Raw genomic sequence first — 21937 nt, forward strand, 5'->3', positions numbered from 1 at the left:
GATGCGACCAGTGGTAACCAGAGGCGTGAGTCCCCCTGCGCTGAACTGCGCCGCGAGCCAGTGCCACGGCGCTGGCCCGTCTGTCAGGCCAATTTCAACGCCAATGGAATTTTTTTCAGGCACCGCCGCTCTGCTGATAGAGACGTGCTGATCCAGCGTCCTGCTACTGGCCGCAGAGTGAGAAGACTATTCCATGACTGCCCTGACACGACTTGAGTCCCGGCCTGCCCATGAACACGTGATGACTGCTAATGGCGGCGTGAAGTCGTTCTATGAACAGTTGCTGCGAAGCGACGATGACGCAAAAAAACACGCGCTCGCCCGGGGCTTCCTGCAAGCACAATTGCAGCAAGCGGCGCAGCTGCCTGATGAGCTGCCACGGGACCTCTCGGCCCTGCAAAACTGGGTCGAGCAGCGCAGCGTCGATGTGGCCCGGCAATACGCCGATTACCTTCAGCAGCGCAAGGCGGGTGGGGCGCGACAGTTCTTCAGCAATAAAGCCCATGCGTTGTTTTTCCTGCAGGCAGTGGCCCCGACCAAACTGGTGGATGGTGCCTGGCTTTATGGGCTGTTGCCGCACTGGCAGGACCCGCGCTTTGACGGCCTGTTGTGCACCTATCTGGAGGAGTTGGGCGAGGGCAATCCGGCGCAGAATCATGTGGTGATCTACCGCAAACTGCTCGCCGAACATGGCTTGCCAGACACTGCTCCGATTGCCGATGAACGCTACCTGCAAGGCGCGATGCAACTGGCGCTCGGCTATTGCGCCGATGAGTATTTACCGGAAGTGATCGGCTACAACCTCGGCTATGAGCAGCTGCCGCTGCACTTGTTGATCAGCGCTTATGAACTCAGCGAGCTGGGCATCGATCCGCTTTATTTCACGCTCCACGTGACCATCGACAACGCCAGCATCGGCCATGCTCACAAGGCGGTGCAATCGGTGTTGCAATTGCTCCCGGTGGAGGGCGATCGCGATGAGTTTTTGCGTCGGGTGGCGCTGGGTTATCGGCTCAACGACCTGGGGCAGGGCAGCCGGGCGATCATCGAGTCGTTCGATCTCGTCAGTGAAGTCCTGAGCATGCTGGAACGCAAACGCCCGTTCGGCCAGCACATGCATTCCGACTACAGCCGCTTTGAAGGCAAGACCGTCAATCAATGGCTGTCTTCATCGGAGCAGTTGCCAGGATTGCTGGCGGCCATGGAAAACAAAGGCTGGATCAAGCGCCACCAGGACCCGCAGGCCAGTCGTTTCTGGCAATTGATCGACGGCGCCGGCGCGGCGATGTTCGGCGTATTCAGCCCTTACGAAAAACAGTTGCTGCATGACTGGATTGCCGGCGACTGGAGCCCTGAACATCCGGCGGTTGCCGTACGACGTGGCAGCAGTGTGACGGCAGAAATGCCGGTGCCTGACAGCGATCCGGATATCCAGCGCCTGCACACCGCGCTGAACGGTCTGAGCGGGCACGAGCAGATGCCGGTGTTGATGCCGTGGCTTTCGCCCCATCGGCATGCACATCCTGCGGGTCTGTTGGCAACGCGCCGGTTTGTCGAACTCAAATCCAGCCTTCTCTAGAACGCTTTTTTTATTAACGGGAGCGGTTTATGAGTCAGGAAGAACAGCTGTCTGTCGCCGACCTGGCGCTGGTGCAACTGGGACGGCGCCTGCAGGCTGACGGTTATCGTTTCATCACGCCGACGCCGCTGACCCATCAGCGCGTCAATAGCCGCGCCGAAGGCCGAAGGGCCGAGACCCTGCGCGATGTTTTTGGCTGGTCGCGACCGTTCGAGCCAGGGCTATTGTCGGCGGATGAACAACGCCAGTTGCAACAGGCGCAGGTGCTGGAGGCGTGCAACGGGCGGCTGAAAAGCCGGGTGCGCTGGTCCAGCCTCGACGACTTGCTGTTCGTGCATTCGGCCTTTCCGACGGAGGCCACCGATTCGGTGTTCTTCGGGCCCGACACTTATCGGTTCGCCCAACTGATTCACGCCCATTTGCAGCAGAATTTCGCCCCGATCAGGCGCGCCGTGGACGTGGGTTGCGGTGCCGGTGTCGGTGCCATTCTGATTGCCCGCGCCCGCCGCGAAGCCGAGGTGTTGGCGCTGGACATCAACCCCGAGGCACTGCGCATGACGGCCATCAATGCCGCGCTTGCCGAAGTGGCTAACGTCAGGGTCGAGGCCAGCGATCTGTTGCAGGATGTCGACGGATACTTTGACCTGATCGTCGCCAACCCACCCTACATGGCCGACCCGGCCGAGCGTGCCTATCGGCATGGCGGCGGCGCGTTGGGCGCGGAGTTGTCATTGCGGGTTGTCGAGCAGGCACTCGGTCGGCTGGCGCCCGGCGGCTCGTTGCTGCTGTACACCGGCGCGGCGATGGTCGATGGCCGCGACCCATTGCTGGAGGCCCTCGCTCCGCGCCTGGAGGCTCCGGGGTTCGGCTGGACCTATCGCGAACTCGATCCCGATGTGTTCGGTGAAGAGTTGTCGACACCCGGTTATCAACGGGTGGAACGGATTGCCGTCGTCGCGCTGACCGTGACGCGTCTCGGCCCAGGCATTGGGGAAATCGTTGATGAGCAGGCGCCTGAATTTCGGCATTGAAGAAGAGTACTTCCTCACCGACCTCGCTTCCCGGCGCATGCCGGGGCAGCCCTCGGCCCAGGCGATCGAGGCGTGCAGGGCGGCGCTGGGCCAGTCGTTCGCCTATGAAATGTTCCAGGGGCAAATTGAAGTCGCCTCACCGGTTTTCAGCTGTGTGCCGGAGGCCGCCGATTACCTGGCCACCACCCGCAGTGCTCTGCGACGTGCTCTGGAGCCGTTCGGCCTGGGCCTGCTCAGCGCCGGCAGTCACCCTTTGGCAGATTGGCGAATTCAGCAACCGACGGACCAGGTGCATTTCCATCAGCTGTTCGATGATTACCAGCGCGTGGCCCGGCGCAGCCTGTTATCCGGGCTGCACGTGCACGTCGAAGTGCCCGGTCATCTGGACCGTATCCGGGTCATGAACGAAATCTTGCCGTGGGTGCCGCTGTTATTGGCGCTTAGCACCTCGTCCCCGTTTTGGGAGGGAGTGGACAGCGGTTTCATGAGCTATCGCCAAGTGGCCTGCGACGAGTGGCCGCGCATGGGCATTCCGGAGTTCTTCGAGGATCAGGATGCGTTCGATGACTATGTCGCGCTGATGACCCGCACCGGCTCGATCCGCCAGCCCAGTGACTGTTGGTGGAGCGTGCGCCCGGCCGCGCGGTTTCCCACGCTGGAGCTGCGCATCACCGACGCTTGCCCACGGTTGGACGATGCGCTGTGCATCGCTTCGCTGTTTCGCCTGATGGTCGCTGACGCCGTCGCGCAGCCGTTGCCCGGGGCGAACTTCAACCGGACGGCTTACTGGATCCTCAAGGAAAATCGCTGGCGCGCCAAGCGTTACGGCATTCATGGCACCTTCATCCACAAGGACCACGAACCGACGATCTCGGTCGAGCAATGGCTGGCGTTGGCGCAAGTGAGATTTGCCGAGACCGCGCAGCAACTGGGTGTGCAAGACGTCTTCAAACAGGCTCGGCGCATGCTGATTGAGGGGACCAGCGCGGATCGGCAGCGGCACGCGGTGGAACAGGCCTTGTGCGACGGACGCTCGATGCCAGAGGCGTTGGTGCGAGCTGTCGATCAATTGCTGATGGAAACCGGCGAACAACCATGCGCCAGCCCGGCTCCGCAACGAGCGGTAGGTGAGTCATGAACAAGAACCTGGACGATTACAACCGCATGCGCGATTTCTCGGCGACCTCGGAACCGGCCGCCGTCAAACGCTCGGGCAAAAAAACAGCGAAGGATCATGCGTTGCAATTCTGCATTCAAAAGCATGATGCCTCGCACCTGCACTATGACTTTCGCCTGGAACTCGACGGCGCGCTGAAAAGTTGGGCCGTGCCCAAAGGGCCGTCACTGGACCCCAAGGTCAAGCGCCTGGCCATCCATGTCGAAGACCATCCGCTGGAATACGCCACGTTCGAGGGCACCATTCCCGAAGGGCATTATGGTGCTGGCGATGTGATCGTCTGGGATCGTGGAGTGTGGATTCCCCTGGACGATCCGGCCAAGGCGTACGCCAAGGGCCGGCTGAAATTCGAGCTGCAGGGGGAAAAGCTTGGCGGCCTGTGGAACCTGGTGCGTACGCACATGCCCGGAAAGCAGGAGCAATGGTTTCTGATCAAACATCAGGACAGCGCCGCCAGACCCGACAGCGAATACGACGTGGTCGCCGCCGAGCCAGACAGCGTGCTCAGCGACCGCACCATACTGGAAAAAAAGCACGGTACTGAAAAACCCAAACCGATCAAAAAAGTCCCGGCCAAGACGCGTAAGGAAAAGTCGGCACAACTGACAGGCGCGCGCAAAGCCAAGCTGCCGGAGCTGCTCAAACCCGAACTGGCGACACTGGTCGAATCCGCGCCAGGCGGCGAATGGAGCTATGAGATCAAATTCGACGGCTACCGGGTCATGGCGCGCATCGACCACGACGAAGTCAAACTCTTCACCCGCAACGGTCACGACTGGACCCACAAATTGCCCGGGCAAGCCCAGGCATTGGCGGCGCTGAGCCTGGAATCGGCCTGGCTCGACGGCGAAATGGTGGTGGCCAACGAGCATGGCGTTCCGGATTTCCAGGCGCTGCAAAATGCGTTCGATTCCGGCCGAAGTGGCAGCATCGTTTACTACCTGTTCGATTTGCCCTACCTCAACGGCGTGGACCTGCGCGAAGTGCCTGTCGAGGAACGCAGGGCGGCGCTGGCGACCGTGCTCAAGCCCAATGAAAACCCGCTGTTGCGATTTTCCGAGGCGTTCGGCGAATCCCCGGATGCCTTGCTCAACAGCGCCTGCGAAATGAAGATGGAAGGGCTGATCGGCAAGCGCCTGGGGTCGCCTTACGTGTCCCGGCGCACCAGTGACTGGATCAAACTCAAGTGCAAGCACCGGCAGGAATTCATCGTGGTCGGCTTCACCGACCCCAAAGGCGCGCGCAGTGCTTTTGGTGCGTTGTTGCTGGGGTTGCACGACCGCGACAGCGGTGAATTGCGCTATGCCGGCAAGGTTGGCACCGGGTTCAACGAGGCGACCCTCAAGCGCATTTACGAACAACTGAAGCCCTTGCAGACGAAAAAACCAGCGGTAGTCAATCCGCCCAGCGGTTTCGAAGCCAAAGGCGTGCATTGGCTCAAACCTACTCTGCTGGCGGAAGTGGCTTTCGCTGAAATGACCAAGGACGGCTCGGTGCGCCATGCCGTGTTCCATGGTTTGCGTGATGACAAGCCTGCCAAAGAAATCACCGAGGAGTTGCCGAAAACCGTGAACACCTCAGCCTCGAACACAACAAGCTCGAAAACCGGCGCAGCAAAATCCGCAGCGAAGAACAAATCCGCCGCCGAGAAACCTGACGCCGCCGACCCGAAAACTGCCCCGTCGACTGTCGCGCCGTCGCAGATTGGCCTGGCCAGCGGCAAAATTCGCATCACGCACCCGGAACGGGTGATCGACGCCAGCAGCGGCACCACCAAGATGCAACTGGCGGAGTACTACGCCAACATCGCTGAGTGGATTTTGCCGCAGCTCAAGGACCGGCCGGTGGCGCTGGTACGCGCGCCGGACGGCATCGCCGGCGAACTGTTCTTTCAGAAAAACGCCGAACGCCTGGCCATTCCGGGGATTGTTACCCTGGACAAGGAACTGACGGGCCAACCGGTGATGATCATCAACAACGCCAAAGCGCTGATCGGCGCGGTGCAGATGAGCACGGTGGAACTGCACACGTGGAATGCCACGTCAGTCGATCTGGATAAACCCGATCGCTTCGTCCTCGATCTCGACCCGGATCCGGCGTTGCCCTGGAAAAGCATGATCGAAGCGACCCAGCTAACCCTCACGGTGCTGGATGAACTGGGGCTCAAGGCGTTTCTCAAAACCAGCGGCGGCAAGGGGATTCACCTGATCGTACCGCTGACCCGCAAACACGGCTGGGACGAAGTCAAGGACTTCAGCCACGCGATCGTCAGCCACATGGCCAAATTACTGCCGGACCGCTTTTCTGCGGTGTCCGGACCGAAAAACCGCGTCGGGCGTATCTTCATCGACTACCTGCGCAACGGTCTGGGCGCCACCACTATCTGCGCCTACGCCGTGCGCACCCGCGAAGGGCTGCCGGTGTCGGTGCCGATCTTTCGCGAGGAGGTGGCCGAACTCAAGGGTGGCAATCAATGGAACGTACATAACGTTCATGAGCGTCTGGCCAACATTGGTGATGAGCCCTGGGCCGACCTGAAAAAAACCCGACAAACGATAACTGCCGATATGCGGCGGCGGGTGGGGATGAAAAAATAGTGACTCAGAGGGAAGGTGGCGAGGGGGCTTTCCCCCGTTTGAGTGCGTAGCGCTCACAAGATCTTTGGCACATCAGAGATTTTGGGGCCGCTTCGCAGCCCAACGGGGGCAAGCCCCCTCACCACAGGCTCGCCACCTCGATGACTATTGCTTGCCGACAGCGGCAGCCAACAGCGGCGCCACCTGTTCATCGGTCAGTGCGGCGTGGACTTCCATGCTCATGAGGTCGCTCCATTCCAGCACCCACTTCTGAATCGACACCGGATCACTGGCTTCTGCAATGCCAAAACCACTCGAGCCACCGACGGCATGCCAGCGCCCCAGCATCTTTACGCCTGCGGGTGGCGCGCCACCGGTCTTGAGAAAACGTTCGATTGCGCTATTACGCTGTTGCGGACTGATGGACCAACGGACCATGAATAACATCTGCCACCTCCTGCTACGGATTGGCACCTTTTATCTTCGCGCACATGGCTGGCGCCGGGGCCACGGCCACGCTTGTGTTTCCAGTTCCATCCTGGCTGGCCTGATACCCTATCTCCCATCAAAAGGCATAGCAGCGGCCCGCATTTCACGTACGACCGCTGATCCTCTTTCAGGACATTTGAAACGAACATATCGAGATAACAGCGAGAACCATCAGGCATCACGTAACAAGTCGTTGGCATTGAGCAGCTCGTAGGCAATCTCCGGGCGCTTCTCCAGCCCTCGACGAATCGCCGCCGGAATCGACTGACGGGTTTTGCGGCACAGGCCCGGCAATTCGCCGAGGGTGATGTTGATGCCGCGCATGGTACGCACTTCATTGAAGCCCGGGGCGATCTCGACGCGCAGACCCAATTGCTCGTACATCCGGCGTTGCAGACGCTCCAGATCGCCGAGGCTCTGGAGATTCTCCAGGCGCTCGACCAAGCGCTTTTCCTCCGATCGGGTCAGGCTCAGGATGCGCAGATCCGCGCCGGGGGTTTCCAGCAACGGCTCACGCTCGCAGATGCAGGCTCCGGGCGGGCAGGGTTGGCGGATTGGAAGAGAGGTCGTCATGGGGTTCAATCATAGAGCGCTATGATCGGGTTTGCCCATGGGGTTGTTGTGCCGTTGAGCGCGATGTCTACATTCCTCTGCCGCTCAGCTGCAGGATGCCAAGCATTGAAGGTGGGTTTGTGACGAAGATCGTTCGTCTGGATACCGACGCTGGCGTTGGCTGCGGAGTTTGCTTCATTGCCCTTTCGTTCATTCATCCATTGCTTTTTCTTGCTCTGCCTCTACCTTGTTTTGAGGTTGATAGAGTCGCGGTATGGTTGTGTGCCCGGTACGTGAGGCGGCATTGCCAGTCGCTCCCTGTAACCTTGCTTTTTCCTCTTTCAACCATTCGTCCATTGCTCTTTCTTGCTCTTCCGATACCTTGATTTGAGGTTGATAGAGTCGTGGTATGGTTGTGTGCCCGGAAAGTGAAGCGGCATCGCGAGTCGCTCCCTGTAACTTTGCGTTTTCCTCCTTGATCCATGCATCCATTGCTTTTTCTTGCTCCGCCGATACCTCGTTTTGAGGTTGATAGTGCCCCGGCGTGGCTATATATCCACTGCCGTCATAACTGGGCTCGTCGTTTTTAACTGTGCCATCCTTCAAGCGCTCCGATGAGCCAGCAATGCCTCCTGAACTTCTGTCGTCCTTTTTAGTTTCTGCCGCAACCTGGCTTGAGTTCTGATTGGCAGAGTTTTCACTCGATTTAGCGGTGTTTGCGGTGGGTGTATCACTAGCTGTGTTAGATTTCAGGGTGGGGGCAGCGGGAGCAGAGACGGTCTCTACTCTAACTTTTGATTTGTTTTTATTCGCCAATGTATTTCTACTTTTTTTAACTTTCTTGGTCGTTGAAAAAGCAGAGTTCAGTTCCTTTTTGTTCTTTTGAATAAGATTGTCAATTGGTACGTAGCTAATAATTTGGTTGGATTTTCTTTTTATGTTCGAGTTGTAAAATTTCACTTGCTTCTGTGTTAGTTGAATATCAGCAATGGGCGGCAACCGAATGAGGCCAATAATCGCCTCGCGAGCAATGGCGTATGTAAGTTGATCAAAGCTGTAAATAACATTGTTGCTTGGTTTTGGTAGGGTGGGGGAGAGTGTCATTACTTCAATGGCGCTATCATGCTTAGAGAGTGTTTTTCCTGCCACTAAATCTTTATATGTGTAAACAACGTTGCACTTCGTTCGGACTCCACTCCAGGTGTTGCTTACAGATACTGAAGATACTTCTGTGCTTATTTCAATGCGTCCACTGTGATGTCCAAATTCGATAAAGCGATCACTGTTATGAATTTCTTTCTGGGTCGCATTCTTGATAGCATTCCCCCAGTTTGAAATCTGTAGTTCACCTGAAAAGCTATTGTCAATATTTACATTTTCTTTGTTTTGTATTTCTGCAGGAAGCACAATAACATCTACATTGTATGCATAGTCATAATAGTCAATATCAGAAACAATGCTCTTGTCTCTTGCGCTTGAGGTTTCTGAATAGTTTCTTATGTTGGCACAACTTGTAACTCCGAAAAAGCTAAAAGCCAGCAGGAGTAAGGCCGTTCTTTTTTTTATCGACATGTTACTCTCCTGGCTTTGTCGCTAACGTATAACAGTGATTAGACCGAATTCGGCGATAACGAAATAATAGAAGTCTCTAGATAACTCTGCGCTACCGATTCCGACTTTTTTTAAAAGTCCCTATAAATCATAGGCCTATATTTCACGCCCAACACCTCAGCACCACTAGCCGATGGCAGACCGCGATCAATAGGTGGTCGGGGAAACTGAGTGCACCCCTTGGTTTCGGGAGGCCGCGTTTGGCCCAGGTTGAGAGGTTGCCTTCATGAACAACATCATCTACATCGTCGGGGTCGTTGTGATCGTCGTGGTTATCCTGTCGTTCCTCGGGTTTGCATAGCTTCGAAGACCCAGTGAACGAGTGCCGGGCGCCTTGCAGATGCATCTGAAGCAGTCAAGCCCTGACCCAGCGTTGACGGCTCCAGCTGCTCAATGTATCGACGGCGAATACCAGCAACAGCATGGCCAGAATCACCGTGCTGGCTTGCGCTTCCTGGAACAGGCTGAGGCTGACATAGAGCATTTGCCCCAAACCACCGGCGCCGACGAAGCCGAGTACGCTGGCCATGCGGATATTGTTTTCCCAGCGGTACAGAACGTAGGCCAGTAGCTGTGGCAACAGGTTGGGCAGGGTGCCGTAACAGAAAGCCCATACGGCGTTGCCGCCCTGCAAGCGGATGGCTTCGGCCGGTTCCGGCGGGGTGTTTTCCAGCGCTTCGGCAAACAGTCGACCGAGCACGCCAGTGGTGTGCAGGGCTAGCGCCAGGGTGCCGGCATTGGGGCCGAGGCCGGCGGCAAGGACCATCAGCGCGGCCCACACCAGTTCCGGAACCGCGCGCAAGGCGTTGAGCACCAGGCGCGATGCGCTCTGCAATGGCCAGCCAAAGCGCCCGGCCGCAGGCAAAGCCAACAACAGACCGAATACCGCCGCGAGCAGGGTGCCCAGGGCCGACATGGCAATGGTTTCCAACGCGCCGTGGCCGATGGCTTGCAGATGACCGGGGCTCAGGTCCGGGCTGAGAAAGCGCTGCGCATAGGCGCCCATCTGCTTCAGGTTGCCGGTGCCGCCCAGCTCGCCGAGGTCGATGCCCAGGTAGATGAACGAGGCGATCACCGCTGCGCCGATGCAGAGCAGCAGTGCCAGATTGATCAGGCGATTCATGCCAGCCTCCAGCGCAGCAGACGGCTGAGTTGATCGGCGAGCAGCACCAGCACGAGAAACGTCAGTAACAAACTGGCCACTTCACCGCCGGCGAACATGCGCAACGACAGATCTATTTGCTGGCCCAGACCGCCGGCACCGACAAAGCCCATCACCACCGAGGCGCGGATGGCGCATTCCCAGCGGTAAACCGTGTACGACAGCAATTCCGCCGCAACATTGGGCAGGATCCCGTAGCAGAAGGCAGCGAGCCGACCGCTGCCCGATTGCAGTAGCGCGTGGGCCGGGCGCTGGTCGACCGACTCGAAAATTTCCGCATAGACCTTGCCCAACATGCCGCTGTAGGTAATCGCAATGGCCAGCACCCCGGCCGTCGGGCCGAGGCCGACGGCGCGCACGAACAGCAGGGCCCAGACGATTTCCGGCACGCTGCGCAGGAAAATCAGCAAACTGCGTATCGGCCAACGCAGCAGTTGGCCCCAATAACTCGGGTGGCCGGCGCGGGAGGCCGCGGACAGTGACAGAGCGCGGCTGGCCAACAGGCTGGCCGGGACTGCCAACAGCAACGCCAGGGCCATGCCCGCCGTGGCGATGGCCAGGGTCTGCAGGGTGGCTTGCAACAACAGCTCAATGAACTCTTCGCCATGGGCCGGTGGCCAGAAGGCTGAGACAAACCGGCCCATCTCGCTCTGACTGTCACTCGCCACCAGCACGCTGAGGTCCAACTCGCTGAAATGGATGCCCGGCCACAGCAAGACGAGGGCCAGCAAGATGAACAGCAGGCGGGGCCGGGTGGCCGGATCTCGGGTATCACGGGTCAGCATCGGGGAATCTGCACACTCAAGGGCGCCGGAGCAATTGGTGGGGATAGCAGTTGTTCGTTGGCGTAGAGCTTGTCGAGCAACTCGCGGTCGACTTCGCTGGCCTGAAGGTCGAACAGGATCTGTCCATCACGCAAGCCGATGATGCGCGAAAAATGCGCCAGGGCCAGCTCCACCGCATGCAGGCTGGCGACCAGGGTGACGTTGTGCTGCCGGGCATGGCTGCAGAGCACCGAAAGCGTGTGATGGGCCAACACGGGGTCCATGGCCGAAACCGGCTCATCGGCCAGCAACACCTCGGGCGCCTGGTACAACACGCGGGCAATGCCCACACGTTGCAGCTGTCCACCGGACAATTGCTGGCATTGCGCGAACAACTTGTCACTCAGGTCCAGCCGGGCCAATGCCGCCCGTGCACCCGGAATATCCAGTGGGTGCAGCAGGTTCAACAGGCTCTTGCCTAGACCCCACTGCCCCAGCTTACCGGCCAGAACCGCGGTGATCACACGCTGGCGCGGTGGCAGGGGAGGCGACTGATGGATCAGGCCGATGCGCGCGCGCAGGCGCTGACGCTGGCGGGCAGACAGCTGCCAGGCTCGCTCACCGAGCACCTGCAGCTCACCGTTGCCCGGTCGCAGGGCGGTGGCCAGCAGATTGAGCAGGCTCGACTTGCCCGCGCCAGACGGGCCGATGATGGCGACCTGTTCGCTGGCGCCGATGTGCAGGTCCACGCCGCGCAGTGCCTGGACACCATTGGCGTGGGTAAGGCTTACCTGGGTAAGACGTAATGTCATTTGAGCAATTCGGCGGCGAGGGCGGCTTCCTCGATGCCCTTGTAGTTCTCGGGCTTGGTTTCGATAAATCGGCTGGCGGCCTGCAGATCCAGAATCTCCTTGTCCACAGGCTTCGCCGGATCGAGGGCCAGGAAGGCAGCCTTAATCTTGGCCGCCAGCGCCGGATCGAGGGTCCCGCGCACCGTCCAGTTGTAGTCGAAGTAGGCCGGAGTGGTCGCAAACACTTTGACCTTGGTGGTGTCGACCTTGCCGGCGGCGACCAGTTTTTCCCACACGCTGGCGTTCAGTACGCCGGCATCGACCTTGCCGGCCTGGACCCAGGCGACAGTGGCGTCATGGGCACCGGAATAACCAACTCGGCTGAAGTAGGTTTCAGGCTTGATGCCGTCCTTGAGCATAAAGTAGCGCGGCATGAGACTGCCCGACGTGGAGGACACTGAGCCGAAGGCAAAAGTCTTGCCCTTGAGATCGGCGAGAGACTTGACGTCGGGGTCGGCGGTGATGAATTTGCTGGTGAATTGAGCGTCCTGTTCGCGCTGTACCAGCGGAATGGCATTACCGGTTTTCAGGCGTGCCTGCACGAACGTGAAGCCGCCCAGCCAGGCCAGGTCGATGCGGTCAGTGGCCAGCGCCTCGACCACGGCCGGGTAGTCGCTCACGGGCACGAACTCGACTTTCATACCCAACTGTTGTTCCAGATAGGCACCAAGCGGCTTGAACTTGCGCAGCAGTTCGGTAGGGGCTTCATCGGGAATCGCGCTGACTTTCAGCGTATCGGCGGCCTGCGCCAACAGGGTGCAAAAAGGCAGGATCAAGCTGACGGCCACAGCCAGGGTACGCTTGAGCATGGAAAATCTCCGGTGTATTAACGAAAGAATGTCGAGGCGCCAGGCAGGCCTGGCGCTTTGTGAGGGTAGACGAAAGGGAGCGATATTGACCGGTTTTGGCTCAATTGCAATCTGTTGCATCGACGGGTTGAATCCCAAACGCAAAGCGGTCAATTTTCGCAGCGCACAACACCGTTCGGGGGATCACCCCCGACCAACGTAATGCATCATGATTTTTCTCGTTCCAGCGGCACCCCGCTAATTGCCGTCCGCCACCTTGCGTTCTATCTCCGCTATTTTTCGCCTGAGCTCTTCAGCCTCCAGCTCCCGGGCATGGGTTTCATTTATACCTTCAGCGTCACTGTCACTGTCACTGTCCTCAAGCTCTGTTTCAACCACATCGTCGGGTTTGCCAGAGGTATCGGCAGGCGGAACGTTCGAGGTCGTTTCTGATTCGTCGTCATTAACACGGTCATCATTGTTCATTTCGCTTACCTCCATTGGCCTATAAATTGGATTCAGCGGTATAGAGGGAGTTCGGGTTTTTCAGCCTTTATGACGCGGTCAGTGCTTGCCGTTTTCAGCCATTGCCATCTGTCGGTTTTTTTGTTCGCTTTTGCGCACTAATTGAGAACGACCCCTAGGGGTTTTTGAGCTTGTGCAGGTAGCATGACGCCTTATAAGCGCACCAAATGACAGATTGGCTAACGTAACCGAGTGGGTCGAAATTGATCGAACGACGTCAATTCAGCGGGGGCATGAAAGGGAAAAACCTCCGCTATCTGAATGAAAACACTGGCGAGCCTGCTCGAATGACTCGGGCGGGCTTTTTGCTGCTCGAGCATTTCTCGCTGCCCGCGTTCACGCAAGCGCTGGACACGATTGTCACCGCGAATCTTCTACGCCCCGGATTGTTCTCTTCCCGAACATTCGGCTTGAATGAGGGGGAGGTCGTCAGCGACTTGGGCCTGGTCATCCGGCCGGATGCACGTATCGACTCTTCAGCCATTCACGATCTGGACCTGCTGGTGATTTGTGGCGGCTACAGGACAGAACTGAAGGCGACTGATGAGTTCATCAGCCTGTTGCGAGCGGCGGCAGATCAGGGTGTCATTCTGGCCGGGTTGTGGAACGGTGCATGGTTCCTGGGCAGTGCAGGCTTGCTCGATGGATACCGTTGCGCCATTCACCCCGAACATCGTCCCGCACTGGCGGAAATCTCCAAGGCGACGCATGTCACCAGTGAGCCCTATGTCATCGATCGAGACCGGCTCACCGCGTCCAGCCCCTCTGGGGCATTTCATATGGCGTTGGACTGGATCAAGGAACTGCACGATAAAGCCTTGGTCGAGGGTATCGAGGACATTCTTGCTTTCGAGGAGTCTCGCTATCGGCGCATCAAACCTGCTGAAAATATCTGTGTGAGCGCGCCATTGCGAGAGGTGGTCAAGCTGATGGACGCCAACCTCGAAGAGCCTCTGGAGCTGGAGCAACTGGCGGTCTACGCCGGCCGTTCCCGGCGACAACTCGAACGCTTGTTCAAGGAGCAACTCGGGACAACGCCGCAGCGATATTACATGGAGCTGCGCATCACCGAAGCGCGTCGACTCCTTCAGCACACCGAACTGTCCCAGGTAGACGTGCTGGTTGCCTGTGGCTTTGTGTCGCCCAGTCATTTCAGCAAGTGCTATAGCTCGTATTTCGGCTACAGACCTTCCAAGGAAAAACGGCTGGTCAAATAGCCGTTTTTTGAGTCCCGGTGAAGATCGCCCGACGGCGCAGAATCCGCCGTCGGGACCGGACAAATCCGCGGATTCAGCCCTTGGCCGCCATCGCCGTGACTTCCACGCGCATACCTTCGACGGCTAGAGAAGCCACGCCAACGGCGGCGCGAACCGGCCAGGGCTTGGCGAAGAAGCGCTTGTAGACTTCGTTGAAAGCGGCGCGGTCGGCCATGTCAGTGAGGTAGATGGTCAGATGCAACACCCGGTCCATCGAACTGCCGGCTAGCTCCAACGCTACCTTGAGCGCTTGCAGCGTGCATTCACTCTGCTCGGTGATGCCACCCAGCTCCAGGCTGCCATCGACGCGGGTGGGGATTTGAGTGGAGACCAACAGGCCGCCGAAACCGGCGACATCGGAGGAGATGGAATCCGGGTCCGGGTCGGGGAGAAAGGTGATGTCGCGATTTGCCATGAGGATTCTCTTGCTTGAGGGCGATTGTGTATGGGGCAGCTGCTACGGGCGAACGCAGCCTTCTCATTACGACTTAACGTACGGCGGTCAGTTTATAGCATGAGAACATCTGCCAGCTTCATGGCCTGTTGAGTCGCGGCCTTACGCGCACTTTTCTTGACAAGTCGACGCCTACAGGCCGGCATTAAACAACTGACGGATCAAATTAGGCGTACTGCCGGTCCAGCGCTTGAACGAGCGACGAAAATTTGCCGCATCGTTAAAGCTCAGGTACTCGGCCACTGCTTCGTTGCTGAAGCCCTTGATCTGATACAGGTACAGGGCCACGTGCTTGCGCACCAAATCTACCTGCTGCTGGAAACCGGTGTCGTGTTTTTGCAGTTTGCGCTTGAGGGTGGCAGGGCTCATGGCGAAGGCCTGGGCGGCTTGTTCCAGGCTTGGGGTGTGGCGCACGTGGCGCTGTAAATAGCGGTACATGCCGTCGAGAAAACTCGACGTGCAGCCCAACTGTTGCAGTTGTCCCTGAGCTTCCTGGCGGGCGACCTGACCAGCAGTGGCCGACGCATCGGGCCATCGTTGGGCGAGAAATTCCCGGGGGATGCGCATCAGGTCCAGAGGCCGGTTGAACTGAGTGTGCTCGCCCAAATGCACCCAATACTGCTCGACATAACGGGGCTCGGCATGGCTGAAACTGCATTCCCACGGCAGACGCTGGCCGCTCAGCGCACGACTCATGGCCACCAGCGAGGTCATGCTCGCTTCCAGCAGAAAACGCCATTGCTCGCCGGCCCCGCAACTGTCCAGCCAATAGAGATAGGCGTGTTTTTCATCCAGCACCAATCGCGGCGTCATCAACGGGCTGAGCAGCGCCTGTTGTTGCACCAGGGTATCGAGTGCCTGGTGCAGGTTTTGTGCATGACGCAGGGCGTGGCTGGCGGCGCCGTAGTGGCCGGGCAGCAGGCGCTGACCGAACAGAAAACTGCTGTCGTCGGCATCCAGAAGACGTCGGCTGTTGCCGATCAGTGCGAAAAACTGCTGGGGGCTGAGGCGCGTCTGGCCGGCCAGAATGTCTTCATGGAACAGCCCGGTGCCGCGCAGCAGACGATGGCTGTCGATGTCCCGGGACAGCGCCAGATCGATCAGGGTTGCCGGCTGATAATGCCCGGGAATGAAGCGGCTGTCGGTTTCGTACCATGTGGTTTTCAGGGTCATGGCCGGGCCTCAAGCGGTTCTGGCCAGAGGCTGCTTGGCCCGCGCCAGCGCCAGGTTAAGGCGCTTGAGCAGGGCGTCCGGCGACTCGTTCAGCGCCATCACCACCGCCGTGCTCGCCGATAGTTGCAAGCGTTCGCCATGCTGTCGGGTTTTGTGCGCCAGGCCCTGCACCGCTTGTTGCAGTTCCAGCGCCAGCAAGCGTGCCTGGCTCTCGCCAGTGTTGGGCAACAGCACCACGAAACGGTCGCCGGCCAGTCGGCAGAGCAAGTCCTGGCGCCGCAGGTTGAGCAGCAGCAAATGACTGAGCGCTTGCAACACGGCGTCGCCTTCAGCATGCCCGAAGGCCTGATTGATGGCCGAGAAGTTGTCCAGGTCCAGCGCCAACAACGACAGCGGTTGTTGGTGGCTGTGGCTTTCCTCAAGGCTGCCGGCCAGTAGCCGCTTGAGGTAATCGGCACCGCCCAACGGCGTGAGTTTGTCGAACAAGCGGTGCTCGCGGAACAGCCGCTCGCGTTTCTCCATCTGCGCGCTGATCGCCAGTTGTTCGCGGTGCCAATGATAGATGCCGATGGTCAGCAGAATCATGCCGACCGGCATCGGCCCGGACTCGAGCCAATGATCCCAGGTGATGCTGTCAGGCAGGCGGATGAACTCGTCGAGGCTGTCGATCCACCAGGAAAAGAAGATACCGCTCAAGCCCAACACCAGGTAATTGGTGACGCGCCCGGCCGGCCGGCTCTTGAGTACCAACCCCAGCCAGACCAGTGCCAGCAGAGCCGAACCGCCTTCACCGACGATGTCCAGCCAGACCCATTCGCTGACCGGTTTCACCTCGCCGCAGGCCAGATGCAGGAGCAATCCCAGATTGGCGGCCAACAGCAGCAGGGCGAGTTTCCAACGGTGGGGTTTGAGCACTGAGAACATGGCCGCGATCCTTTGGCGAAGAAGCAATGCGCGCCAGCACAGCAGATGTTTGTGACAGTCGGGTGACGGGGTGGGAATGGGGCAGGGAGGTCGAATCAGCTCATGGTCCTATGGGATTTTCTGGCGAGTGAGGACCTGTGGCGAGGGAGCTTGCTCCCGCTGGAGTGCGCAGCGCTCCCCAACTTCGGTGGGTCAGGTAAAACCCATACGGCCGCTGCGCGACCGAGCGGGAGCAAGCTCCCTCGCCACAGAGTCCGTGTCGATCGGATGCAAACAAAGTCATTTCAGCTCACTTCCCGCCCCGAAACCCGGCAAAACCCCGGTTTACCGCATCTCCCGCCACCCCCTGTCACAGAACCGTCATCCCCCGTCCCTAGCGTGCCCTCCCAGTTGCCGGGCCTCTTGCCTGGCGTTAACGGACTCTTGGGGGAGGACATTCATGTACAAGCGCAGCAGCACCGCAGGAGTGGTCGGTTTCACGCTCACCGCCCTGGCCATTGCGATCGCCAGTGAACGCCTGAGCGCCGCCGAAGCCGTGGCGAACACCGAACACGTCGAAGTGGTGGGCCAAGCGGCCAGCATTGATCAAGCGCTCAAGGAACAGCGCAGTTCCGACAGTATCAAGAGCGTGGTGCATGCCGACGGCGTGGCGCAGTTGCCGGACGAAAACGTCGCCGAAGCGGTGCAGCGCCTGCCGGGTGTCAGCGTCGAGCGCGACCAGGGCGAAGGGCGGTTTGTCAGCGTGCGTGGCCTCGGTCCGGACCTGAACAGCGTCACCATCAACGGCACACTGGTGCCATCGCCGGAAAGCGAACGCCGGGCTGTGGCCCTCGATGTGTTGCCCTCGGAATTGGTGCAGTCCTTGTCGGTGATCAAAACCCTGACCCCGGACATGGACGCCAACTCCCTGGGTGGCACCGTGGAGGTGAAAAGCCTCTCGGCCTTCGATCACAAAGGACTGTTCTACACCGGCAGCAGCGAAGCCAGTTACGACAAGAATACCCACCAGACCAGCCCGAAATTTTCCGGTGCCGTCAGTGATCGCTTCAGCCTTGGCGACGGCATCGACAACTTCGGCGTCGCTGCGGCGCTGAGCTGGCAGAAGCGCGATTTCGGCTCGGACAACGTCGAAACCGGCGGTGCCTGGGATTTCGAGCAAGGCGCCAGGTTGCAGGAGTTCGAGCAACGCGATTACGACATCCGCCGTGAACGCGCCGGTGGCGGCCTGAACTTCGATTACAAACCGGACGACCTCAGCAGCTATTACCTGCGCACCCTGTACAGCCGCTACAAGGACAGCGAGACACGCAATTCCACCAGCCTCGAATTCGCCGACCCGCTGGCGGCGGAGGAGTTGGGCGACGCCGAAGGCTCACGCAAACTCAAGCAGCGGGAAGAGACCCAGGAAATCCAGTCCTACGTATTGGGCGGCGAGCGTATGTTCGGCCTCTGGACCCTCAGCGGCCAGGCCGGCTACAGCCGCTCCAGCGAAGACAGCCCGGGCCACATCGCCAACGCCGCATTCAACGGCACCGACGATTTCGCCGACAGCGGTTTCTACGACAACGACAAGCCGCGGCCCATCATCGGTCAGGGCTTCTACAACCCGGACAATTTCAGCCTCGACAAGGTCGACTGGGAAAAACAGAAAACCACCGACACTGAGAAAAACCTTCGCCTGGACCTGGCCCGCGACTACGACCTCAGCGGCTATGCGTCCCAGGTCAAATTCGGCGGCAAGGTCAGCCGCCGCAACAAAGACAACAACCTCGACGCCTGGGTCTATGAAGATTTCGACGATCTGGGTTTCAGCGATGAACAGCTCAACCTCAACCAATTCAAGAAAGGCACCGTTGACTACCGTCTCGGCCAATTCGGCCCGGGCATCAGCGGCAGCGCCATCAAACAATTGATCGGCGGCCTGAATCAGGCGGACTTCTACGACGAGACCGAATCGCGGGTCAACGACTTCAAGATCAGCGAAGACATCAACGCCGGCTACCTGATGAACACCATCGATATCGATGACTGGCGTTTCATTGCCGGCATGCGCTACGAAGGTACCGAGTTCGAAGCCAAGGGCACGGGCGCCACCGATGGCGAGTTCCAGTCCACCGAAACCAAACGCCGTTATCACCACTGGTTGCCGGGCCTGCATGCGCGCTATCAACTGGACAAGAACACCCAGGTGCGCGCGGCCTGGACCAAGTCCGTGGTGCGCCCGACTTTCGGCCAACTGGCGCCAGGTTTTGTCATCGACGATGACGAGGCGACCTTCGGCAACCCGGACCTCAAACCACTGGAATCCAGCAACCTCGACCTCGGCATCGAGCACTACATGGGCCATGCCGGCACGGTCTCGGCGTTCGTGTTCTACAAAGACATCAAGAACTTCGTCTACAACACCGACCTGGCCGGCACCGGCGCCTGGGCCGATTTCTCCGAGGCTCACACGTTTGCCAACGGCGACAGCGCCAAACTCTATGGCCTGGAACTGGCCTACTCGCAGAAATTCGACTGGCTGCCAGCGCCCTGGAACGGCCTGCTGCTCGGCGCCAACACCACCTTCAGCCGCTCCGATGCCGAGATCGAAGGCTTCGACGCCGCCAGTGGGATCAACCGCAAGCGCAGCATCGATTTGCCCAACCAATCGGACACCGTCGGCAACCTGATGCTCGGTTGGGAAGACGACAAGTTGAGCCTGCGCCTGTCGGCCAACTACAAATCCGATTACCTCTTTGAGCTGGCCTCGATCAACGACAAGGCCCACGACCTGCACGTCGATGCCCAGACCTTCGTCGATTTCAGCGCGCGCTATTCGCTGACCAAAAACCTGCAAGTCAGCTTCGAGGCACAGAACCTCACCGACGAGCCGTACTTCGTCTACACCGGCAACCGCTCCTACAACGGCCAATACGAAGAATACGGCCCGACCTACAAGCTCGGCCTGACCTTCACCCACTTCTAAGCCCCAGGGCGGCAGCCCGGTGCTGCCGCCGTGAGGGATGCACGACAAGGACTTTGCCTGTTCATGAGTATTTCGTGGTTACCCAAACACGGTCTGCTGGCCACACTGATCAGCTTGACCATCGGCCAGGCCATGGCGGCCGCGCCGAACCTGAGCCTCACACCCTGGGCGCCGAACCTGACGGTCGACGCAGTGGCGTTTTTGCCCGCCGACCTCGGCCCCGAACGCCTGGCCGCCAGCGAGCGCGACGGCTTGCTGCTGCTCGACGCGCAAGGAAAAGAGCTGGCGCGTTTGAAGGGATCGTTCAATAGCCTGGACAGCCGCGCCGCCGGCCCACACGTCTTGGTGGCCAGCCTCGATAACGCTCGTCAACAAGCGGTGCTGGTCAGCCTCGACCCGGCCAAGCGCAGTTGGGGGCAACCGGTGTATCTGCCGACGCGGGATTACCCGGTGAACGGTTTGTGCCTTTACCGCGACGAAGCCAGCAACCTGTTCCTGTTTCTGGTGGGCGAGGAGGGCAAGGGTGAGCAATGGCTGGTGGGCAACGGCGCCACTTTGAACCCACAACCGCAACGGGTGCGCGGTCTGCCGCTGCCGCCGTCGGCACAGTTTTGCCAGGTCGACGATGCGGCCAATCAGTTGGTGGTCAATGAGGAGAACGTCGGTTGGTGGGCCTACCCGGCGCATGCCGAAGCCGATGTGACGCGCTCACCGGTGGCCATGCGCGAACCGTTCGGCGAGATCAAACAGGCCGCGGGTGCGATGGCCCTGTTGCCGGGTGGCATCGTCGCACTCGACCCGAAAGCCGCGCAGTTACATCTCTATCAGCAGCAGGGCGAACGCTGGACGGCTCAGGCCACATTAGCGTTGCCAGGTTTGAAGGAGCCGGAAACCCTCGCCCTGCGCCCGACGGCCAAAGGCTTGGAAGTACTGCTGCGCGACGATGACGACGGCCGTCTGTATCAGGGCGAACTCGACTGGCAAGCCACGCCGGTGCCCTTGGCGCCGGTGTTGGCGAACGTAAAAGCAATCAGCCAAAGCGAGCCGGTAGGGCGTCAGGGCGATGCCGCGGATGATCCGGCGATCTGGATTCATCCGCAGCAACCCGCCCTGAGTCGGGTGCTGGGCACCAATAAAAAGCAGGGGCTGATGGCGTACGACCTGCAAGGCAAATTGCTACAGGAACTGCCGGTGGGGCGACTGAACAACGTCGATATACGACCGAATTTCAAGCTCGGTCAGCAGGCCGTCGACCTCGCGGTGGCGAGCAATCGCGATCACAACAGCCTCAGCCTGTTCAGCATCGACCGCACCAGCGGTGAGTTGCGCGAAGCCGGCGAGATTCCCACGCCGCTCAAGGACATCTACGGCATCTGCCTGTTTCAACCGGCCAGCGGCGAAATCTACGCGATCGCCAACGGCAAGGACGGCACCTTCCTGCAATACCGCCTGAGCGCGCCGAACGGCCGCGTACAGGGTGATCTGGTGCGCCAGTTCAAGGTCGACAGCCAGCCCGAAGGCTGCGTCGCCGACGACCAGCGCCAGCGCCTGTTTCTCGGTGAAGAAGATGTCGGCGTCTGGGCGGTGGATGCTCGCGCCGATCAACCGGCGACGCTCAGCAGCGTGATCAAGGTCGGTGCGCAGTTGCAGGCGGATGTGGAAGGGCTGGCGCTCTATCAAAGCGCGGCGCAGGACTATCTGGTGATCTCCAGCCAGGGCAACGACAGCTATGTGGTGCTCGATGTTGAACCGCCGTTCGCCTCTCGCGGCGCATTTCGCGTCGGGCTGAACGCGGCGGCGGGCATTGACGGCGCTTCGGAAACCGATGGCCTGGAAGTCACCTCGGCCAACCTTGGCGGGCCCTGGAGCCACGGCATGCTGGCGGTGCAGGACGGCCGCAAACGCATGCCCGAGCAAACCCAGAACTTCAAATTCGTGCCCTGGGCCGAGGTCACCAAGGCGTTGCAATTGCCCTGACCCGGCCAGTCATCAACCTGTCATCACTATTTCATCGAATAGCTCAACGGCCGTCGCGCATCGCCGGCCCGAGAGCGTCA

General features: G+C 59.7%; 19 protein-coding genes. 7 read left to right on the forward strand and 12 right to left on the reverse strand.

Translation table 11 applies throughout. The features are described 5' to 3' along the window. Window positions 1–193 precede the first annotated feature (193 nt). From ABH909_RS15070 to ligD, 4 genes are read left to right on the forward strand one after another with little or no spacing between them, the layout of a single operon-like run. The gene (locus tag ABH909_RS15070) at window positions 194–1579 is read left to right on the forward strand and encodes an iron-containing redox enzyme family protein (RefSeq protein ID WP_429434420.1); all 1386 of its coding nucleotides are present in this window, start codon (window positions 194–196) and stop codon (window positions 1577–1579) included. A 29-nt stretch (window positions 1580–1608) separates the two neighbouring features. Continuing rightward, window positions 1609–2610, forward strand: coding sequence for a methyltransferase (locus ABH909_RS15075; protein ID WP_429434423.1), 1002 nt, complete (start codon window positions 1609–1611; stop codon window positions 2608–2610). Beyond that, window positions 2582–3748 carry a carboxylate-amine ligase gene (locus ABH909_RS15080; RefSeq protein ID WP_429434425.1) on the forward strand — a complete coding sequence of 389 codons (1167 nt, stop codon included), beginning with the start codon at window positions 2582–2584 and terminating at the stop codon, window positions 3746–3748. Before ABH909_RS15075 ends, ABH909_RS15080 begins: the two co-directional genes overlap by 29 nt. Next, entirely contained in the window at window positions 3745–6384 is a 2640-nt protein-coding gene (ligD, locus tag ABH909_RS15085; protein WP_429434428.1) for a DNA ligase D, read from the forward strand. The genes ABH909_RS15080 and ligD overlap by 4 nt, the downstream gene beginning before the upstream one ends. 144 nt (window positions 6385–6528) lie before the next feature. On the opposite strand, the gene ABH909_RS15090 is transcribed toward ligD, so the two are convergent. The 9 genes from ABH909_RS15090 to ABH909_RS15130 all read right to left on the reverse strand — a co-directional run bounded on the left by ABH909_RS15090 (window position 6529) and on the right by ABH909_RS15130 (window position 13066). Further along, on the reverse strand, window positions 6529–6810 hold the full coding sequence (locus ABH909_RS15090) for a DUF3303 domain-containing protein (RefSeq protein ID WP_123499616.1): 282 nt from the start codon (window positions 6808–6810) through the stop codon (window positions 6529–6531). 213 nt (window positions 6811–7023) lie between these two features. Continuing rightward, window positions 7024–7425 (reverse strand): hypothetical protein, encoded by a 402-nt coding sequence (locus ABH909_RS15095; protein WP_429434431.1) that lies wholly within the window; start codon window positions 7423–7425, stop codon window positions 7024–7026. Between the two features lie 5 nt (window positions 7426–7430). Next, window positions 7431–7622: a hypothetical protein gene (locus ABH909_RS15100; protein WP_429434434.1), complete on the reverse strand. Its 192-nt coding sequence runs from the start codon at window positions 7620–7622 to the stop codon at window positions 7431–7433. Next, window positions 7615–8976, reverse strand: coding sequence for a hypothetical protein (locus tag ABH909_RS15105; RefSeq protein ID WP_429434437.1), 1362 nt, complete (start codon window positions 8974–8976; stop codon window positions 7615–7617). The genes ABH909_RS15100 and ABH909_RS15105 overlap by 8 nt, the downstream gene beginning before the upstream one ends. Window positions 8977–9370: 394 nt before the next feature. Beyond that, window positions 9371–10138, reverse strand: coding sequence for a phosphonate ABC transporter, permease protein PhnE (gene phnE, locus ABH909_RS15110; protein WP_429434439.1), 768 nt, complete (start codon window positions 10136–10138; stop codon window positions 9371–9373). Then, entirely contained in the window at window positions 10135–10962 is an 828-nt protein-coding gene (locus ABH909_RS15115) for a PhnE/PtxC family ABC transporter permease (protein WP_429434442.1), read from the reverse strand. The genes phnE and ABH909_RS15115 overlap by 4 nt, the downstream gene beginning before the upstream one ends. Then, window positions 10956–11753 carry a phosphonate ABC transporter ATP-binding protein gene (locus ABH909_RS15120; protein ID WP_123499607.1) on the reverse strand — a complete coding sequence of 266 codons (798 nt, stop codon included), beginning with the start codon at window positions 11751–11753 and terminating at the stop codon, window positions 10956–10958. The genes ABH909_RS15115 and ABH909_RS15120 overlap by 7 nt, the downstream gene beginning before the upstream one ends. Beyond that, a complete protein-coding gene (locus ABH909_RS15125) occupies window positions 11750–12601 on the reverse strand; it encodes a putative selenate ABC transporter substrate-binding protein (RefSeq protein ID WP_429434444.1) in 852 nt (283 codons plus the stop codon). The genes ABH909_RS15120 and ABH909_RS15125 overlap by 4 nt, the downstream gene beginning before the upstream one ends. Window positions 12602–12838: 237 nt before the next feature. After that, on the reverse strand, window positions 12839–13066 hold the full coding sequence (locus tag ABH909_RS15130; protein ID WP_429434447.1) for a hypothetical protein: 228 nt from the start codon (window positions 13064–13066) through the stop codon (window positions 12839–12841). Window positions 13067–13308: 242 nt separating this feature from the next. Here ABH909_RS15130 and ABH909_RS15135 point away from each other — a divergent pair, with 242 nt between their 5' ends. Beyond that, complete coding sequence (locus ABH909_RS15135; RefSeq protein ID WP_429434449.1) at window positions 13309–14322, forward strand: GlxA family transcriptional regulator; 1014 nt, start codon at window positions 13309–13311, stop codon at window positions 14320–14322. Between the two features lie 73 nt (window positions 14323–14395). Here ABH909_RS15135 and ABH909_RS15140 read toward each other — a convergent pair whose 3' ends face one another. From ABH909_RS15140 to ABH909_RS15150, 3 genes are all read right to left on the reverse strand, one after another. Beyond that, window positions 14396–14776, reverse strand: a complete 381-nt coding sequence (locus ABH909_RS15140; protein WP_429434452.1) for a RidA family protein — start codon at window positions 14774–14776, stop codon at window positions 14396–14398. Between the two features lie 171 nt (window positions 14777–14947). Further along, window positions 14948–15988 (reverse strand): AraC family transcriptional regulator ligand-binding domain-containing protein, encoded by a 1041-nt coding sequence (locus ABH909_RS15145; RefSeq protein ID WP_429434454.1) that lies wholly within the window; start codon window positions 15986–15988, stop codon window positions 14948–14950. A 9-nt stretch (window positions 15989–15997) separates the two neighbouring features. After that, window positions 15998–16912: a GGDEF domain-containing protein gene (locus ABH909_RS15150; protein WP_429434457.1), complete on the reverse strand. Its 915-nt coding sequence runs from the start codon at window positions 16910–16912 to the stop codon at window positions 15998–16000. A 439-nt stretch (window positions 16913–17351) separates the two neighbouring features. Here ABH909_RS15150 and ABH909_RS15155 point away from each other — a divergent pair, with 439 nt between their 5' ends. Together ABH909_RS15155 and ABH909_RS15160 are read left to right on the forward strand one after the other, a co-directional pair. Further along, window positions 17352–19880, forward strand: a complete 2529-nt coding sequence (locus ABH909_RS15155) for a TonB-dependent receptor (protein ID WP_429434459.1) — start codon at window positions 17352–17354, stop codon at window positions 19878–19880. Between the two features lie 63 nt (window positions 19881–19943). Next, window positions 19944–21857 carry a phytase gene (locus tag ABH909_RS15160; RefSeq protein ID WP_429434461.1) on the forward strand — a complete coding sequence of 638 codons (1914 nt, stop codon included), beginning with the start codon at window positions 19944–19946 and terminating at the stop codon, window positions 21855–21857. The last annotated feature ends 80 nt before the right edge of the window (window positions 21858–21937 follow it).

It is taken from the genome of Pseudomonas sp. BS3782 TE3695 (assembly GCF_050435305.1).
Classification (GTDB): Bacteria; Pseudomonadota; Gammaproteobacteria; order Pseudomonadales; family Pseudomonadaceae; genus Aquipseudomonas.

Excerpts from the sequence above, each read along its gene's own strand:
- ABH909_RS15160 (WP_429434461.1), top strand. The coding sequence starts at position 19,944 with ATGAGTATTTCGTGGTTACCCAAACACGGTCTGCTGGCCACACTGATC.
- ABH909_RS15075 (WP_429434423.1), top strand. The coding sequence starts at position 1,609 with ATGAGTCAGGAAGAACAGCTGTCTGTCGCCGACCTGGCGCTGGTGCAA.
- ABH909_RS15090 (WP_123499616.1), bottom strand. The coding sequence starts at position 6,810 with ATGTTATTCATGGTCCGTTGGTCCATCAGTCCGCAACAGCGTAATAGC.
- ABH909_RS15155 (WP_429434459.1), top strand. The coding sequence starts at position 17,352 with ATGTACAAGCGCAGCAGCACCGCAGGAGTGGTCGGTTTCACGCTCACC.
- ABH909_RS15130 (WP_429434447.1), bottom strand. The coding sequence starts at position 13,066 with ATGAACAATGATGACCGTGTTAATGACGACGAATCAGAAACGACCTCG.
- ABH909_RS15100 (WP_429434434.1), bottom strand. The coding sequence starts at position 7,622 with ATGAATGAACGAAAGGGCAATGAAGCAAACTCCGCAGCCAACGCCAGC.
- ABH909_RS15150 (WP_429434457.1), bottom strand. The coding sequence starts at position 16,912 with ATGTTCTCAGTGCTCAAACCCCACCGTTGGAAACTCGCCCTGCTGCTG.
- ABH909_RS15105 (WP_429434437.1), bottom strand. The coding sequence starts at position 8,976 with ATGTCGATAAAAAAAAGAACGGCCTTACTCCTGCTGGCTTTTAGCTTT.
- ABH909_RS15080 (WP_429434425.1), top strand. The coding sequence starts at position 2,582 with ATGAGCAGGCGCCTGAATTTCGGCATTGAAGAAGAGTACTTCCTCACC.
- ABH909_RS15070 (WP_429434420.1), top strand. The coding sequence starts at position 194 with ATGACTGCCCTGACACGACTTGAGTCCCGGCCTGCCCATGAACACGTG.
- ABH909_RS15145 (WP_429434454.1), bottom strand. The coding sequence starts at position 15,988 with ATGACCCTGAAAACCACATGGTACGAAACCGACAGCCGCTTCATTCCC.
- ABH909_RS15115 (WP_429434442.1), bottom strand. The coding sequence starts at position 10,962 with ATGCTGACCCGTGATACCCGAGATCCGGCCACCCGGCCCCGCCTGCTG.
- phnE (WP_429434439.1), bottom strand. The coding sequence starts at position 10,138 with ATGAATCGCCTGATCAATCTGGCACTGCTGCTCTGCATCGGCGCAGCG.
- ABH909_RS15095 (WP_429434431.1), bottom strand. The coding sequence starts at position 7,425 with ATGACGACCTCTCTTCCAATCCGCCAACCCTGCCCGCCCGGAGCCTGC.
- ligD (WP_429434428.1), top strand. The coding sequence starts at position 3,745 with ATGAACAAGAACCTGGACGATTACAACCGCATGCGCGATTTCTCGGCG.
- ABH909_RS15120 (WP_123499607.1), bottom strand. The coding sequence starts at position 11,753 with ATGACATTACGTCTTACCCAGGTAAGCCTTACCCACGCCAATGGTGTC.
- ABH909_RS15125 (WP_429434444.1), bottom strand. The coding sequence starts at position 12,601 with ATGCTCAAGCGTACCCTGGCTGTGGCCGTCAGCTTGATCCTGCCTTTT.
- ABH909_RS15140 (WP_429434452.1), bottom strand. The coding sequence starts at position 14,776 with ATGGCAAATCGCGACATCACCTTTCTCCCCGACCCGGACCCGGATTCC.